The organism is Kribbella sp. NPDC055071 (assembly GCF_053608045.1).
The window spans coordinates 15,523-29,451 of the sequence record NZ_JBSGUS010000031.1; the positions used below are offsets into that span (position 1 = coordinate 15,523).

General features: G+C 67.1%; 14 protein-coding genes. 10 read left to right on the forward strand and 4 right to left on the reverse strand.

Annotated elements, in window-relative coordinates:
- Positions 1 to 24 precede the first annotated feature (24 nt).
- Positions 25 to 1,026, forward strand: coding sequence for an endonuclease/exonuclease/phosphatase family protein (locus tag ACWF4Z_RS34345; protein WP_452247375.1), 1,002 nt, complete (start codon positions 25 to 27; stop codon positions 1,024 to 1,026).
- Here ACWF4Z_RS34345 and ACWF4Z_RS34350 read toward each other — a convergent pair.
- The 3 genes from ACWF4Z_RS34350 to ACWF4Z_RS34360 are packed head-to-tail and all read right to left on the reverse strand — an operon-like array spanning position 1,015 to position 3,264.
- Positions 1,015 to 1,659, reverse strand: coding sequence for a response regulator (locus tag ACWF4Z_RS34350; protein WP_452247376.1), 645 nt, complete (start codon positions 1,657 to 1,659; stop codon positions 1,015 to 1,017). The two genes, ACWF4Z_RS34345 and ACWF4Z_RS34350, sit on opposite strands and share 12 nt — an antisense overlap.
- Positions 1,652 to 2,782: a sensor histidine kinase gene (locus tag ACWF4Z_RS34355; RefSeq protein ID WP_452247377.1), complete on the reverse strand. Its 1,131-nt coding sequence runs from the start codon at positions 2,780 to 2,782 to the stop codon at positions 1,652 to 1,654. Before ACWF4Z_RS34355 ends, ACWF4Z_RS34350 begins: the two co-directional genes overlap by 8 nt.
- Entirely contained in the window at positions 2,779 to 3,264 is a 486-nt protein-coding gene (locus ACWF4Z_RS34360) for a hypothetical protein (RefSeq protein WP_452247378.1), read from the reverse strand. Before ACWF4Z_RS34360 ends, ACWF4Z_RS34355 begins: the two co-directional genes overlap by 4 nt.
- A 151-nt stretch (positions 3,265 to 3,415) precedes the next feature.
- Between ACWF4Z_RS34360 and ACWF4Z_RS34365 the strand changes: the two genes are divergently transcribed.
- From ACWF4Z_RS34365 to ACWF4Z_RS34390, 6 genes are all read left to right on the forward strand, one after another.
- Positions 3,416 to 5,098 (forward strand): sodium:solute symporter family protein, encoded by a 1,683-nt coding sequence (locus ACWF4Z_RS34365; RefSeq protein ID WP_452247379.1) that lies wholly within the window; start codon positions 3,416 to 3,418, stop codon positions 5,096 to 5,098.
- Between the two features lie 14 nt (positions 5,099 to 5,112).
- Positions 5,113 to 5,373 carry a hypothetical protein gene (locus tag ACWF4Z_RS34370; RefSeq protein ID WP_452247380.1) on the forward strand — a complete coding sequence of 87 codons (261 nt, stop codon included), beginning with the start codon at positions 5,113 to 5,115 and terminating at the stop codon, positions 5,371 to 5,373.
- Positions 5,374 to 5,437: 64 nt separating this feature from the next.
- Positions 5,438 to 6,331, forward strand: coding sequence for a hypothetical protein (locus ACWF4Z_RS34375; protein WP_452247381.1), 894 nt, complete (start codon positions 5,438 to 5,440; stop codon positions 6,329 to 6,331).
- Positions 6,331 to 8,100 (forward strand): GMC oxidoreductase, encoded by a 1,770-nt coding sequence (locus tag ACWF4Z_RS34380; RefSeq protein ID WP_452247382.1) that lies wholly within the window; start codon positions 6,331 to 6,333, stop codon positions 8,098 to 8,100. Before ACWF4Z_RS34375 ends, ACWF4Z_RS34380 begins: the two co-directional genes overlap by 1 nt.
- 97 nt (positions 8,101 to 8,197) lie before the next feature.
- Complete coding sequence (locus tag ACWF4Z_RS34385) at positions 8,198 to 8,965, forward strand: phytanoyl-CoA dioxygenase family protein (RefSeq protein WP_452247383.1); 768 nt, start codon at positions 8,198 to 8,200, stop codon at positions 8,963 to 8,965.
- Entirely contained in the window at positions 8,962 to 9,933 is a 972-nt protein-coding gene (locus tag ACWF4Z_RS34390; protein WP_452247384.1) for a helix-turn-helix domain-containing protein, read from the forward strand. The genes ACWF4Z_RS34385 and ACWF4Z_RS34390 overlap by 4 nt, the downstream gene beginning before the upstream one ends.
- Here ACWF4Z_RS34390 and ACWF4Z_RS34395 read toward each other — a convergent pair.
- Positions 9,930 to 10,379 carry a DUF3574 domain-containing protein gene (locus tag ACWF4Z_RS34395; RefSeq protein WP_452247385.1) on the reverse strand — a complete coding sequence of 150 codons (450 nt, stop codon included), beginning with the start codon at positions 10,377 to 10,379 and terminating at the stop codon, positions 9,930 to 9,932. The two genes, ACWF4Z_RS34390 and ACWF4Z_RS34395, sit on opposite strands and share 4 nt — an antisense overlap.
- 273 nt (positions 10,380 to 10,652) lie before the next feature.
- Between ACWF4Z_RS34395 and leuS the strand changes: the two genes are divergently transcribed.
- The 3 genes from leuS (at position 10,653) to ACWF4Z_RS34410 (ending at position 13,886) form a co-directional block, all read left to right on the forward strand.
- Positions 10,653 to 13,148: a leucine--tRNA ligase gene (leuS, locus tag ACWF4Z_RS34400; RefSeq protein WP_452247386.1), complete on the forward strand. Its 2,496-nt coding sequence runs from the start codon at positions 10,653 to 10,655 to the stop codon at positions 13,146 to 13,148.
- A 10-nt stretch (positions 13,149 to 13,158) separates the two neighbouring features.
- Complete coding sequence (locus tag ACWF4Z_RS34405) at positions 13,159 to 13,578, forward strand: YjbQ family protein (protein WP_452247387.1); 420 nt, start codon at positions 13,159 to 13,161, stop codon at positions 13,576 to 13,578.
- Positions 13,579 to 13,679: 101 nt separating this feature from the next.
- Positions 13,680 to 13,886, forward strand: a complete 207-nt coding sequence (locus tag ACWF4Z_RS34410) for a hypothetical protein (protein WP_452247388.1) — start codon at positions 13,680 to 13,682, stop codon at positions 13,884 to 13,886.
- The last annotated feature ends 43 nt before the right edge of the window (positions 13,887 to 13,929 follow it).

Below are 13,929 nucleotides of genomic sequence, written 5' to 3' on the forward strand. Positions count from 1 at the left end.
GCGAGACTCCGCAACAATCGCAGCATGCCCGACCGCCAGACCGCAGTCGCCACCCGCAAGCCGCCCTCGCGGCGCACCGCTTCCCGGCGGCGCCAGAAGGGCGGTAGGTGGCGTCGTGGCTGGGTGATCGCCGTACTGGCGTTGCTGGCCGCGCTCGTGCTGGTCTTCCATCGCTACGTCCCCAATTCCGTGGGGAACTTGGGCAGTCTGCTCGACACGTTCCTGCCGTGGGTCGGCGTTGCCGTACCCGTTCTGGCCATAGCTGCTCTCGTACGGCGTTCTGCCACAGCCGGAGTCGCATTGCTCGCCCCAGCGATCGTTTGGGTGATGATGTTCGGCAACCTGATGGTTCCCGGCAAGGGCGCCGGTGGCGATTACGACCTGCGTGTCCTCACTCACAACGTCGACGCCGCCAACCCTGATCCCGCAGCGACCGCGCAGGACCTGCTCTCGGCCAACGCCGACGTCATGGCGCTGGAGGAGATCACCGCGGCGGATATGAAGGTCTACAAGGCCGCCTTCGCCAAGAAGTATCCGTATGAGGTCTCCCGCGACACAGTCGCCCTCTGGTCGAAGTACCCGGTCGCGCAGAGCGAGTCAGTGGACGTCGGTTTCGCCTGGACGCGGGCATTGCGCGCTGAGGTGAGTGCACCGGAGGGCAAGGTCGCGGTGTACGTCGCCCACCTCGCCTCGGTCCGGGTCGGGACCAGTGGCTTCACGTCGGACCAGCGCAACAACACGATCAAGGCGCTGGCGCGGCAGATCACCGACGAGAAGCTGGCCGGCGTGGTGGTGATGGGTGACTTCAACGGTACGGCGAACGACCGCAGCCTGGCCCCATTGACCGCGGGACTGCGTTCGGCGCAGGGCGCGGCCGGTGACGGGTTCGGGTTCACGTGGCCGGCCAAGTTCCCGATGGCCCGCATCGACCACATCCTGGTCCGCGGTGTCACCCCGACCAAGGCCTGGGTGCTGGGACCGACGGGCAGCGATCACCGCCCGGTCGTCGCCGAGCTACGGATCTGACGCGATCCCCTGCCGGTAGGCGTACCGGACCGCCTCCGCCCGATGCCGAGCGCCGATCTTCGCGAACGTGTTGTTGATATGCGTCTTCACGGTCGCCTCGCTGATGAACAGCCGCGCGGCGATCTCCGGATTACTCAGTCCGCCCGCGATCAGCCGTAGTACCTCGGTCTCGCGCGCGGTAAGCCCGTCAGCCTTCGCATCCCGGCCCGGCGTCAGTCCGGCGATCAAACGCTTGGAGACCTCGGGATCGAACGTCGACTGCCCGGCCGCCGTCGACCGTAGCGCGGCGCCGATCTCGGCTCGGCCGGCGTCCTTGGTGAGATACCCGCGCGCCCCGGCGCGCAGCGCGGTCGCGATCGAGGCGTCATCGGCGTACGTCGTCAGCACCAGTACGGCGACGTCCGCGAAGTCGGCCGTGATCCGCGCGGTCGCCTCGACGCCGTCGAGTACCGGCATCTTCAGGTCCATCAGCACCACGTCTACGTTGCCCTGAGCAACGAGCTCGATCGCCTCGACGCCGTTCCCGGCCGCACCGGCGACCTCGATTCCGTCCATCAGCCCGAGCAGCGCGACCAGGCCCTCGCGGACCACCTGCTGATCGTCGGCGACGACGACTCGGATGTTGTCATTCATTGGACACCTCCGCGACCACCAACCAGTCGTCCCCGTCCGAACCTGCCGTCAGCGTGCCACCCACCAGGGCCAGCCGCTCCCGCATCCCGGCCAGGCCGAACCCTTCGCCCCGCGTGGCGCCCTTGTTCCGCACCGACAGCCGTACTCCGTTCTCGTACGCCAGCTCAACCTCCACCGGCTGGCCGGGCGCGTGCTTGGCCGCGTTCGTCAACGCCTCCCGGGCCGCATTGAGCAACGCGACTGTCACGCCCGACTGCGGTCGCCGAGCCGTTCCTCGCACCGCAAACCGAACCGTGGTCCCGTGGTCCTTCTCGTGCTGCTCAGCGAGCGCGGCGATGGCCTGCGGCAGCTCCGGCAACTCATCGGCCCGCAAAGCGGCGACCGCGTTCCGCGCCTCGACCAGACCTTGTACGGCGAGACGCCGGGACCGTCGTACCCGCTCCAAAGCCCCGGCCGTGTCACCCCGTTCGTCGAGAAGGGCCTCGGCCACCTCGAGCTGAACCGTGAGCGCGCCGAGCGAGTGCGCGAGTACGTCGTGCAGGTCCCGCGCGATCCGGCCACGTTCCTCCAGGGTCGCCGCGCGCGCGTGCTCGCTCTGCGCCAGCCGCGTTTGCTCGAGCAACTCCTCGGTCTGCCGGGTCTGCGTCTCGTACTGCCGCCGATTGAGGCCGAAGGCAACGAGTACGCCGGTCCACATCAGTTGGGTGAAGTACCACGTGTCCGACTGACCGAACCACCAGGCCGAGACGGCATACCCCACGGCCACACCGATGCTGGTGGCAATGATCGGGCGGTTCCCGTGCCGACGGAAGGTGATCACCGCGACGTCGGTGATCGAGACCAGCGCCAGGCCCAGCGCGTTCGACTGCGGGTAGCCGCAGATCAGCGCGTTGCTGACGGCAACAAGGGTGAGGAGGCCGAAGGCGAGGTACGGACGCGAGCCCATCAGCACCGAGCCGACGGCGAAGACGACGAACCCCACGCCGAGCACCCACCAGACCCACGCGTCGGCGGGACGCGCGGTGGCCAGGACGGCGGCTACCGCCCCGGCGGTGAGGATGCGGCCGACCCAGCCGCTCTCACCATGGGGCGCCTTCGGCAGCAGCGACAACAGACTCCTCAAGGCGTGCTGTACTCCTCAACTTGGTTATGAGCCTTGCGTTGGATGATCAGGTACTGCGTCAGTAGGTTCGCACCGATCGAGACCAGCAGGGAACCACCGCCGGAGGTCGAGGCGCCGAGCAGGTGCCCGATACCCGCCAGTCCGAGCCTGACGACCAGGTAGCCCACCATGATGCCGAGCCCGGGGATTCCGAGGCGGAAGAACACCTTTCCGGCCCGCCGTTGGACCTGGGCGACCGTGCCGGCGGCGGCCCCGGCGACGAGGGCGACGGCCGCGCCGATGACCAGCAGGACGATGTCGATCACGCCGAGCTGCCGGTGGCCGTCGTACAGCTGATAGACGCCGACGCCCATCAGGATCAGCGGACCGCGCCAGACGTCGGTGTCGGAGTTCTCCAGCTCGGACCAGGACAGCCGCCGGGCCAGGACCACGACGACGACGGCGATCACGACGAGTGCGTTGGGCAAGGTTCCGAAGCTCATACCGCCGACGCTAGGTTTCGTGACCCCTGGTCGCCGACCGCCTACAGGTGGAGATTTGGGTGGAGGGTCGTCGCTGCTGTAGTTGAAAGCAGGAGTAACGTTCCTCACCGGTAACACCACAAGGCGTCACATTCGACGATCCGGAGGGCCGATGCTTCCGCAAGACTCCATCCTCAGGTTGGATGCCACGGCGATCGACTACATCATCATCGCGCTGTACTTCGTCTTCGTGCTCGGCATCGGGTACCTGGCCAAACGCGCGGTCTCGAACAGCCTCGACTTCTTCCTGTCCGGCCGGTCGCTGCCGGCCTGGGTGACCGGCCTCGCGTTCATCTCGGCGAACCTGGGCGCGATCGAGATCATGGGCATGTCCGCCAACGGGGCGCAGTACGGCATGCCGACAGTGCACTACTTCTGGATCGGCGCGATCCCGGCGATGCTGTTCCTCGGCGTCGTGATGATGCCGTTCTACTACGGCTCCAAGGTCCGCAGCGTGCCCGAGTTCATGCTGCGACGGTTTGGCCGGCCCGCGCACCTGGTGAACGCGATCAGCTTCGCCCTGGCCCAGGTCCTGATCGCGGGTGTGAACCTGTTCCTGCTGGCGACGATCGTGAACGTGCTGCTCGGCTGGCCGATCTGGCTGTCGACGATCATCGCGGCGATCATCGTGCTCAGCTACATCACCCTGGGTGGATTGTCGGCGGCCATCTACAACGAGGTGCTGCAGTTCTTCGTGATCGTCGCGGCGCTGCTGCCGCTGACGATCGTCGGCCTGCACAAGGTCGGCGGCTGGCAGGGTCTGGTCGACAAGGTCACGGCCGCTCCGAACGGCGGTTCGGAGCAGGTGCACGCGTGGCCCGGCAACCAGCTCAGCGGCTTCCACTCCGACGTCCTGTCCGTGATCGGCCTGGTCTTCGGTCTCGGCTTCGTGCTCTCCTTCGGCTACTGGACGACGAACTTCACCGAGGTCCAGCGGGCGCTGGCCAGCAAGAACATGTCGGCGGCCCGGCGGACGCCGATCATCGGCTCGTTCCCGAAGATGTTCATCCCGTTCATCGTCATCATCCCCGGCATGATCGCGGCCGTGGTGGCGCCCGAGCTGGCGCAGCTGAAGGCCACCGGCAGCGGTTCGGTGGACTACAACGACGCGCTGCTGCTGCTGATGCGGGACCTGCTGCCCAACGGCATGCTGGGCCTGGCCATCACCGGCCTGCTGGCGTCGTTCATGGCCGGTATGGCGGCGAACCTGAGCTCGTTCAACACGGTCATGACGTACGACCTGATCGAGCGCTACATCGTCAAGGACCGCCCGGACGGCTTCTATCTGCGGGTCGGGCGCTGGGTGACCGTCGGCGGCACCCTGATCGCGGTCGGCACGGCCGCGATCGCGTCCGGCTACAGCAACCTGATGGACTACCTGCAGCAGCTGTTCTCGTTCTTCAACGCGCCGCTGTTCGCCACGTTCATCCTCGGTATGTTCTGGAAGCGGATGACCGCGGCGGCCGGCTGGATCGGCCTGGTCAGCGGTACGGCGACCGCCGTCGTGATCTTCGTACTGTCCGAGAACGACGTCATCTCGCTGCCGGGTCAGGGAGCGAGCTTCGTCGGAGCCGGTGCGGCGTTCGTCGTCGACATCCTGCTCAGCGTGGTCATCAGTCTGATGACGACGCCGAAACGCGAAGAGGAGCTCAAGGGTCTGGTGTACTCGCTGACCCCGAAGGAGGACCGGACCGAGGTCGCGCAGGCGGGTGACGGGGGCTGGTACCGCAAGCCGACCCTGCTGGCCGGGATCTCGCTGGCCCTGGTCATCGTCCTGAACATCGTCTTCGCCTGAGGGAGGCTGGAACCATGGCTGGACAAGATAACGGGCAGAAGAAGAAGGCCGGCGCGTTCGACATCCGGGTGGTGATCGCGGTCCTGATCGCGATCTACGGTGCGGTGCTGACGATCCTCGGGATCGTCGCCAACCCGGACGAGGTGAACAAGGCCGACGGCATCAACATCAACCTGTGGGGCGGCATCGCGATGCTCGTCTTCGCGGCCCTGTTCGTCCTGTGGGCCCGGCTGCGGCCGATCGTCGTACCGGTCGAAGAACCGACCGACCAGTAACCCGCGCTGACGCCAGTCGTTGTGGGACCAGTAGGACAACTGGTCCCACAACGGAGGGCGTCGCATGGTTGGCAGGAGAGACCTTTCCAGACGGGCGTTTCTGGCCCGGGTCGGCGTCCTTGGCGCGGCGGTCGGGGGAGGTGGGCTCCTTGCGCGCGGCTTGCTGGCCCCCGCCGACGCGGCCACGAATCCGCTGCTGCCGCCGGCCGTCGAGCTGATCCGGCCGGTGCTCGCGGAGCTGGCGCGGGACACGATGAACGGGCTGACCGTGTTCGCGATGCCCGGCCGTGACCCCTACTCGCGGACCCAGGGCACGCCGAGCCCGACGCCGGGTGCGATCGAGGCCGGCGCGACCGACTTCATCATCAACTCGCTGGACAACTTCGTCCCGTTCCCGGACGAGATCGCCCAGCCCGTCGGGGCCGCCCTGGTGAGCGGCCTCGCCGATTCGGGGATCTCGCTGCCGGGTCTCGACGTACTGCCGGTGCAGTTGCATCGGCTGGATCGCGCGCTGGCCGCGTATCTGGAGAGCGACGAGGCGCTGCCCTTGTCGTTCCCGATCGCCGGCCTGCTGAACCTGATGGCCACCCAGGTCAATCCGCTCGCGGTGAACGGGCCGCACCTGTCGCCGTTCGCGCGGCTCTCGTACGCCGAGAAGGCGCAGGCGTTCGAGTTGATCGAGCAGACCGACGCGGATCTGGTCGAGCTGCTCGACGTGCACTTCCCGGAGCCCTTGAAGGCGTCGGTGTCCGGACTGCTGAAGTTCGTCGGCGGCGCGCTGATCGAGTTCGCGACGTTCGGGGCGTACGGCGAATCGGCCGTCTACGACGAGGTCAACCGCACGCTGCGCAAACGCCCGGTCGGCTGGAACGTCACCGGCTACCAGCCCCACGGCCCGGTCGAGGGCTGGGACGACTTCATCGGGTACTACCAAGGACGCCAGAAGGTGAGCGACTGATGCGCGATGTCATCGTGATCGGGGCCGGGGGTGGTGGGCCGGTGGTGGCGAAGGAGCTCGCCGCCCAGGGCCTCGACGTACTGCTGCTCGAGGCCGGACCGCGGCACGCGAAGCCGCGCGAGGAGTGGACGACGTTCGAGGACGACGCGAACAACCCGCTCACCGGCTACCTGCGCTGGGGACCGTCGGACCGGTCCAAGCCGGCCTGGTACCGCGAGTGGCCGCAGAACTCGTTCGTCTGGCAGCTGTCCGGGGTCGGCGGGACGACGCAACACTTCTACGGCAACTACCCCCGCGCGTACCCGGGCGTCTTCGAGGGGTACGACGGCGCCGACAAGAACGGGTACGACGTCAACCACCGCTTCCCGTTCACGTACAGCGAGATGGTGCCGTACTTCGAGTGGGTCGAGGCGACCATGCCCGTGATGACGGCCGGGATGGGGCACAAGGAGCAGACGTTCTTCCGCGGCGCGGAGACACTCGGATTGCCGGTGCAGACCACGAAGACGACGCATCACCCGGCCTACCGACCGCAGGAGAACGCGATTCTGCAACCGGGCGGGACCGCCGGCAAGACCTCCTCGTCGGACTTGCTGGTGTATCCGAAGGCGACCGGCTGCACGTTCTGTGGGTACTGCTTTCAGGGCTGCATGCGGCCGAAGGGGGCCCCGCGCAACCAATTCGCGAAGCGGTCGACGGACAACAGCTACGTGCCGATGGCGTTGACCGCGGAGGTGTGGGCCAAGGGTGGCAAACCCGTCGAGCTGATCGCGGATGCGTTCGTGACGCGGGTGCACTCGGAGCAGAAGCACGGCGTGCTGACCGCGACCGGTGTGACCTGGCGACAGGGCGGTGTCGAGCACCGTGAGGACGCTCGCGTCGTGGTGATGTCGGGCGGCTGCACCGAGAACCCGCGACTCTGGATGAACAGCGGACTGCCCAACCCGAACGGCTGGGTCGGCCGCGGCTACACGGACCACTTCTTCGACTGGGTGTTCGGCGTCTTCGACGACTACACCGGCAACCCGAAGGGCGTCGGATCCAGTGCACGGCTCGACTATCCGCCGTACGGCGGTCTCGAGAACGTCGGCCTGCCGCCGGCGCTGGCCGCCTTCGCCGGAACGCTGTCGGACAGCGGGATCCGCGGACAGTACAAGAACGGCCGGGGGATGACCGGGCCGTGGGACGGTCCGGCCGGACGGGTGATGGGGCCAGAGCTGAAGGAGGTCCTCTCGCACGGGATCGACCACCTGCTGAGCGTGCTGGTCATCACCGACGACGACGTCGAGGCGCAGAACCGGGTCACGCTGTCGGCGCTGCCGGCCGACGAGAACGGGCCGATCCCGAAGGTCACCTTCAAGCAGCGGCAACGGACCCCGCGGACGCTGCGAAACCGCGAGTTCATGGCGCGGAAGGCGGCCGAGCTACTGCGTGGCGCGGGTGCCAAGAAGGTGTACCGGATCGACTGGGCGCCGCTGATCCTGCACGTGCAGTCGTCGATGCGGATGGGGTCTTCGGAGCGCAACTCCGTCGTCGACCCGAGCGGCGAGACGCGTGCCGTGAAGGGCTTGTACATCGGCGACAACTCCGCGCTGTCCAACGGGCTGGGCGGCCCGAACCCGACACTGACCTCGCAGGCGCTCGCGACCCGGACCGCGGAGAACATCTTCAAGACGTACTTCGGTGGAGACCCTTGGGTCCGTTCGAGCGCTCCGGTGGTGTCCACCGATCCGCGGATCAGCGTGCGGCTGGGCCAGCTGGGACTGTAGACGTGTCCGTTTGACGAACATCGGCGTCCGGTCCGGTCCTGCCGTCCGGGCGCCGGCGTTCGTAGTCTCGAAGTACCCGATCAGGAGGAACTTCGAGATGACTGTCACCTCAGACAAGCCCGATCTGTCGACGGCGGCACAGCAGTACGCCGACGACGGCTTCGTGCTGGTGAAAGGCCTGCTCAGCAAGGAGGAGGCGGCCTACTACCGGCAGCGCAGCCACGACCTGCTGGCGCAGCTGAACCGCCACGACGACCCGACCTGGCAGTCCGCGATGGGGCTGTCCGACGGCGCGACGCGGTTGCAGCACCTGCACGATGCGCAGTTCTACGACGCCGAGTTCGCCAAGCTGCTGGTGGACCCGCGGTTCACCGACGTGGCCGCTGCGGTGATGGGGGTGGAGAACGTCCAGCTGCATCACACCAAGCTGTTCGTGAAGCCGCCGGAGAACGGTTCGCCGTTCCCGCTGCACCAGGACTACCCGTTCTTCCCGCACACCTATCACCGCGTCGGGGCGGCGATCTTCCACTTCGACGACGCGCCCGTGGAGAAGGGCTGCGTTCGGGTCATCCCGGGCAGTCACAAATCCGGGCCGCGGGAGCACGAGGCCGAGGGGTCGTACCACTTGATCGACCCGCCGTTCGAGTCGGCGACGCCACAGCCGGCCGAGGCGGGGGACGTGCTCTTCTTCACCTATCTGACCGTGCACGGCTCCGGTGTGAACGTGAGCGAGGAGCCGCGGACCACCTGGCTGATCCAGTACCGCGACCCGGCGGACCCGCCCACGGTCAAGACCCACGACCACTCACTCGGTCAGGGCATGATGCTGCGAGGAGTCGACCCCACGGGTAGGAGTGCTGTTTGAGCCTGGCTTCCGTCGCTGCGGCGGACCGTTTCGTCGACCTCGCGGGGCTGCTGGAGTCCTGCGAGGTCGACGGCTTCCGCGCGGACTTCCTCAGCTGGGGCCACTACCGGCCGGAGTACTGGCGCAACTACTGGCACAGCCACTCGTTCCACGAGGTGTGCCTGGCGTACTCCGGCGAAGGCCGTTTCAACAACGGATCAACGCAGTACGACGTCCACCCAGGCACCGTCTTCCTGGCCCGCCCCGGCGACGTCCACGAAATAGAGTCCAGCCAAGCCGCCCCGTTAGGAATAGCCTTCTGGGGCTTCACCTTCCGACCCACCACCCCCAGCCCCACCGACTCCGCCACAAGCGGTCGGCGGCCTCCGGCCGCGTCTGAATCCGGCCTGCGGCCTTCGGCCGTTCCTGACCTTCCCGGTTGGTGGTCCGGGCTTACCCGGCCGAACGGGCCGGTGGTGTCCGACCGGGTCGGTTCACTTCCGGCGCTTGTTAAAGCGCTTGCCGCTGAGGCGGCTGCGCCCGTTGGTGGTTACGGCAAAGTTTTGGCGGCGCTGGGTTCGACTCTGGTGATTGAGACGGCTCGGGCGTTTGCGTTGGACGAGGATCTCGACGTGGAGCCGGTGCGGCGGGATCGGGTTCCGCTGGTGGTCGAGGCGATGCTGCGGCACCTGCGCGACAACCTGTCCCGGCCGATCACCGTCCGGGACGTCGCGGCAGTGGCACACCTGTCGGAGCGCCATGCGGAGCGGCTGTTCCAGCATCAGACCGGGGCGTCGATCATGTCGACCCTGCGCCGGCTGCGGCTGGAACTCGCCGCACAGCTGCTACTCGACCCCGCGCTCACCGTGACCGAAGTAGCCCGGTCCTGCGGGTACTCCGACGTACGCCCGTTCTCCACCGCGTTCCGGCGTCACTACGGGCGCACACCAGGCGAGCATCGTCGTACCGGCGGTACTGAGTTCGTCTAGAACGAGACCTGCTCGGTGCTGTCGGTCCGCAGCACGGACTCCTGCTGGAACTTCTTCTCGTACAGGTCGCGGATCTCTTCGATCTTCGTGCTGCTCTGATCGGCACCGGCCACCGGGTACAGGATGATGATGACCTTCGAGCGCTCCTTGACGACCTTGCCGTTCTCGCCCTTCCACTGCCCGTTGCCGGCCAGCACGGTCAGACCGTCCGGGAACCGCGGCGTGACGGTCGAGTCGACGAACTTCGTGAACTGGTAGTCCGTCACGTCGGGTCCCGGCTTGTCGGTACCGAAGAACAGCTCCGTCCGGACCCAGGTGTCGCCGACGAGCTTGACCCCAGCAGCCTTGGTGTCGGCAGAGTGCTGCTGCAGGGCCACCGCGGTCGGTGCCGCCAGCGCCGTCATCACCAGCGCGGCCGCCGCGGTCGTCTTGCCCAGGTGCATCATGCGATGTTCTCCCCAAGAATCGTAGGTTTGTCTCGAACGGTAACTACGCGAGGCCCCGGCCGGGCGGTTCCCACGCGGGCTCTGCCCTGGCGTCCCGAGCGGATTGCCCCTTCGGTGCTATCCTGGACGTATGCGACGAGTGAGCCTGCTCCTTAGTTAGCCGTACTGGCGCGGTCAGTACGGCATCCCCTCCTGTGTGAGGGGCTTTTTTATGTCTCGATGCCATCTGGCACATTAAGGCTCAACAAGACACAAGAAATATGGAGTAGGACCGTGAGCGAGCAGGTAGAGGCTGACAACCCAGTAGATGGACCCATCGACAGGGGCGGCTACGACTTCAACGCCATGCAGGCCAAGTGGCGGCCGGTGTGGGAGAAGCTGGACCCGTTCAAGGCCAAGGACGACGGCTCGGCGGAGCGGCGCTACGCGCTCACGATGTTCGCCTACCCCTCCGGCGACCTGCACATGGGTCACGCCGAGGTGTTCGCGCTGCACGACCTGCAGGCCCGCTACTGGTTCCAGCAGGGGTACGACGTGCTGAACCCGGTCGGCTGGGATTCGTTCGGACTGCCGGCCGAGAACGCCGCGATCAGGCGCAACGAGCACCCGGCGACCTACACCTACGCCAACATCGAGACGCAGGCGGAGTCGATCCGGCGCTACGCCATGAGCTTCGACTGGTCCCGGCGGCTGCACACGTCCGACCCGGAGTACTACCGCTGGACGCAGTGGCTGTTCCTGCGGTTCTACGAGCGCGGGCTGGCGTACCGCAAGGCGTCGTACGTCAACTGGTGTCCGTTCGACCAGACCGTGCTGGCCAACGAGCAGGTCATCCAGGGTCGCTGTGAGCGCTGCGGGAACGAGGTCACCAAGCGTGAGCTGACGCAATGGTTCTTCAAGACCACGGACTACGCGCAGCGGCTGCTGGACGACATGGACCAGCTGCAGTGGCCGGAAGAGATCCTGCTGATGCAGCGAAACTGGATCGGCCGGTCCGAGGGCGCGTTCGCGAACTTCCAGGTCGAGGGCCGCGACGAGCCGATCAAGGTCTTCACCACCCGCCCGGACACGCTGTTCGGTGCCACCTTCATGGTGGTCGCGCCGGATGCGAAGCTGGCCGCGGAGCTGGTGACGCCGGACCAGCAGGACGCCTTCGACGAGTACCTGGCTGCCGTCAAGGCGACCACCGAGATCGAGCGGCAGAGCACCGAGCGCGAGAAGACCGGTGTGTTCCTGGGTTCGTACGCGATCAACCCGGTCACCGGACAGCGGATCCCGATCTGGGCCGCCGACTACGTGCTGGCCGACTACGGCACCGGTGCGATCATGGCCGTGCCCGGCCAGGACTCGCGCGACTGGGAGTTCGCGGAGAAGTTCGGGCTGCCGATCGTGCGGACCGTGCAGCCGACTCCGGACTTCGACGGCAAGGCGTACACGGGTGAAGGCCCGGCGATCAACAGTGCGAACGACGAGATCAGCCTGGACGGGCTGGGCGTCGACGAGGCCAAGTCCCGCATCATCGAGTGGCTGGACAGCACCGGCCGGGGCGAGCGGACGATCAACTACCGGCTGCGCGACTGGCTGCTGAGCCGGCAGCGGTACTGGGGTTGCCCGATCCCGATCATCCATTGCCCGTCGTGTGGTGAGGTGCCGGTCCCGGACGACCAGCTGCCGATGGAGCTGCCCGACCTGCGCGGCGCCGATCTGGCACCGAAGGGCGTGTCACCGCTGGCCGCCGACCGCGACTGGGTCGAGGTCGACTGTCCGAAGTGCGGTGGCAAGGCCGAGCGCGACACCGACACCATGGACACCTTCGTGGACTCGTCCTGGTACTTCCTGCGCTACCTGTCCCCGGACTACACCGAAGGCCCGTTCGAGCCGGTCGCGGCGGAGAACTGGATGCCGGTGTTCCAGTACGTCGGCGGCAAGGAGCACGCCGTACTGCACCTGCTGTACGCGCGGTTCTTCGTCAAGGCACTGCACGACATGGGGATGCTGACGGCGGTCGAGCCGTTCACGCGGCTGCTGAACCAGGGCCAGGTGATCAACCAGGGCAAGTCGATGAGCAAGTCGCTGGGCAACGGTGTGAACCTGGGCGACCAGCTGGACGAGTACGGCGTCGATGCGGTCCGGCTGACGATGGTGTTCGCCGGTCCGCCCGCGGACGACATCGACTGGGCCGACATGTCGCCCGGCGGGTCGCTGAAGTTCCTGCAGCGCGCGTGGCGGCTGGCCGGAGCGGTCGAGGCGCCGGTGGGCGTGGATCCGGCGACCGGTGACATCGAGCTGCGCAAGGTCACGCACCGCACGGTGGCGGACGCGGCCGAGCTGATCGATTCGATGCGGTTCAACGTCGTGGTCGCCCGGATCATGGAGCTGGTGAACGCGACCCGGAAGGCGATCGACTCCGGTCCCGGTCCGGCCGACCCGGCCGTCCGGGAGGCGGTCGAGACGGTGGCGATCCTGCTGAGCCTGGTCGCGCCGTACACGGCCGAGGAGATGTGGGAGGAGCTGGGCCACGAGCCGACCGTCGCCAAGGCGGGCTGGCCGAAGGTCGACGCGGCGCTGCTGGTCCAGGACACGGTCACCTGCGTGGTCCAGATCGCAGGCAAGGTGAAGGACCGGCTGGAGGTCTCACCGGACATCACCGACGCCGACCTGGAGCAGCTGGCCCTGGCCTCCGAGGCGGTCCAGAAGGCGCTGGACGGCCGCGGCACCCGCAAGGTCATCGTCCGCGCGCCGAAGCTGGTCAACATCGTCCCGGCCTAGAGTGCGGTGCATGCGTTCTGAGTTGATTGATGTAAGCACCGGTAGTGCCGAGGTCGTCTTCGACCTCACCAGTCAGTGTGAGCAGTTCGTCGCCGCTGAGGCCCATCAGGCTCACGGCGACGGGCTGCTGCACGTGTTCGTGCCGCATGCGACCGCGGGGATCGCCATCCTCGAGACCGGTGCCGGCAGCGACACCGACCTGCTCGCGGTGCTCGAGCAGTTGCTGCCGCGCGACTTCGGGTGGCGGCACCGGCACGGTACGCCGGGACACGGCCGGGACCACGTGGTACCTGCGCTGATTCCGCCGTACGCATCCGTCCCGGTGATCGGCGGGCAGTTGATGCTCGGGACGTGGCAGTCGATCTGCCTGGTCGACACGAACGTCGACAATCCCCGGCGGCAGGTCCGGCTTTCCTGGCTGGCTGGTTAACGGACTACCGGGTAACCCGCCGAAGAGGGATTTCGGTGACTTATCGTGATGTTGCGGAGCGCGTTACGTTTGCGAAACACGACTCCGCTTGAATTGCGTGCATGGCAGCGCTTGACACCCTTCGGGCCCAGTGCGCGGTGCTCGGCACCGACTTCCTCATCCGTGCGACCCGCGCTATTTGTGTCGGCAGCCTGCTGAATGCCGATTCCGGCCGGGCGGTCACTCATGCCCGCATCGACGAGTGGCACGGCGTGCTTTCCTTGTATACCGCCGACAATGAATCCCTGCCGGTTCAAGCCTCTGCTTAGCGCGTTTTCTGATTGCCTGAGGCAACAATTAAGTGTGACCCAA

Bases quoted from the DNA above. Each gene is read 5' to 3' on its own strand.
- ACWF4Z_RS34350 (WP_452247376.1), bottom strand. From the start codon at position 1,659: ATGAATGACAACATCCGAGTCGTCGTCGCCGACGATCAGCAGGTGGTC.
- ACWF4Z_RS34380 (WP_452247382.1), top strand. From the start codon at position 6,331: ATGCGCGATGTCATCGTGATCGGGGCCGGGGGTGGTGGGCCGGTGGTG.
- ACWF4Z_RS34385 (WP_452247383.1), top strand. From the start codon at position 8,198: ATGACTGTCACCTCAGACAAGCCCGATCTGTCGACGGCGGCACAGCAG.
- ACWF4Z_RS34395 (WP_452247385.1), bottom strand. From the start codon at position 10,379: ATGATGCACCTGGGCAAGACGACCGCGGCGGCCGCGCTGGTGATGACG.
- ACWF4Z_RS34365 (WP_452247379.1), top strand. From the start codon at position 3,416: ATGCTTCCGCAAGACTCCATCCTCAGGTTGGATGCCACGGCGATCGAC.
- ACWF4Z_RS34360 (WP_452247378.1), bottom strand. From the start codon at position 3,264: ATGAGCTTCGGAACCTTGCCCAACGCACTCGTCGTGATCGCCGTCGTC.
- ACWF4Z_RS34410 (WP_452247388.1), top strand. From the start codon at position 13,680: ATGGCAGCGCTTGACACCCTTCGGGCCCAGTGCGCGGTGCTCGGCACC.
- ACWF4Z_RS34375 (WP_452247381.1), top strand. From the start codon at position 5,438: ATGGTTGGCAGGAGAGACCTTTCCAGACGGGCGTTTCTGGCCCGGGTC.
- ACWF4Z_RS34345 (WP_452247375.1), top strand. From the start codon at position 25: ATGCCCGACCGCCAGACCGCAGTCGCCACCCGCAAGCCGCCCTCGCGG.
- ACWF4Z_RS34405 (WP_452247387.1), top strand. From the start codon at position 13,159: ATGCGTTCTGAGTTGATTGATGTAAGCACCGGTAGTGCCGAGGTCGTC.
- ACWF4Z_RS34370 (WP_452247380.1), top strand. From the start codon at position 5,113: ATGGCTGGACAAGATAACGGGCAGAAGAAGAAGGCCGGCGCGTTCGAC.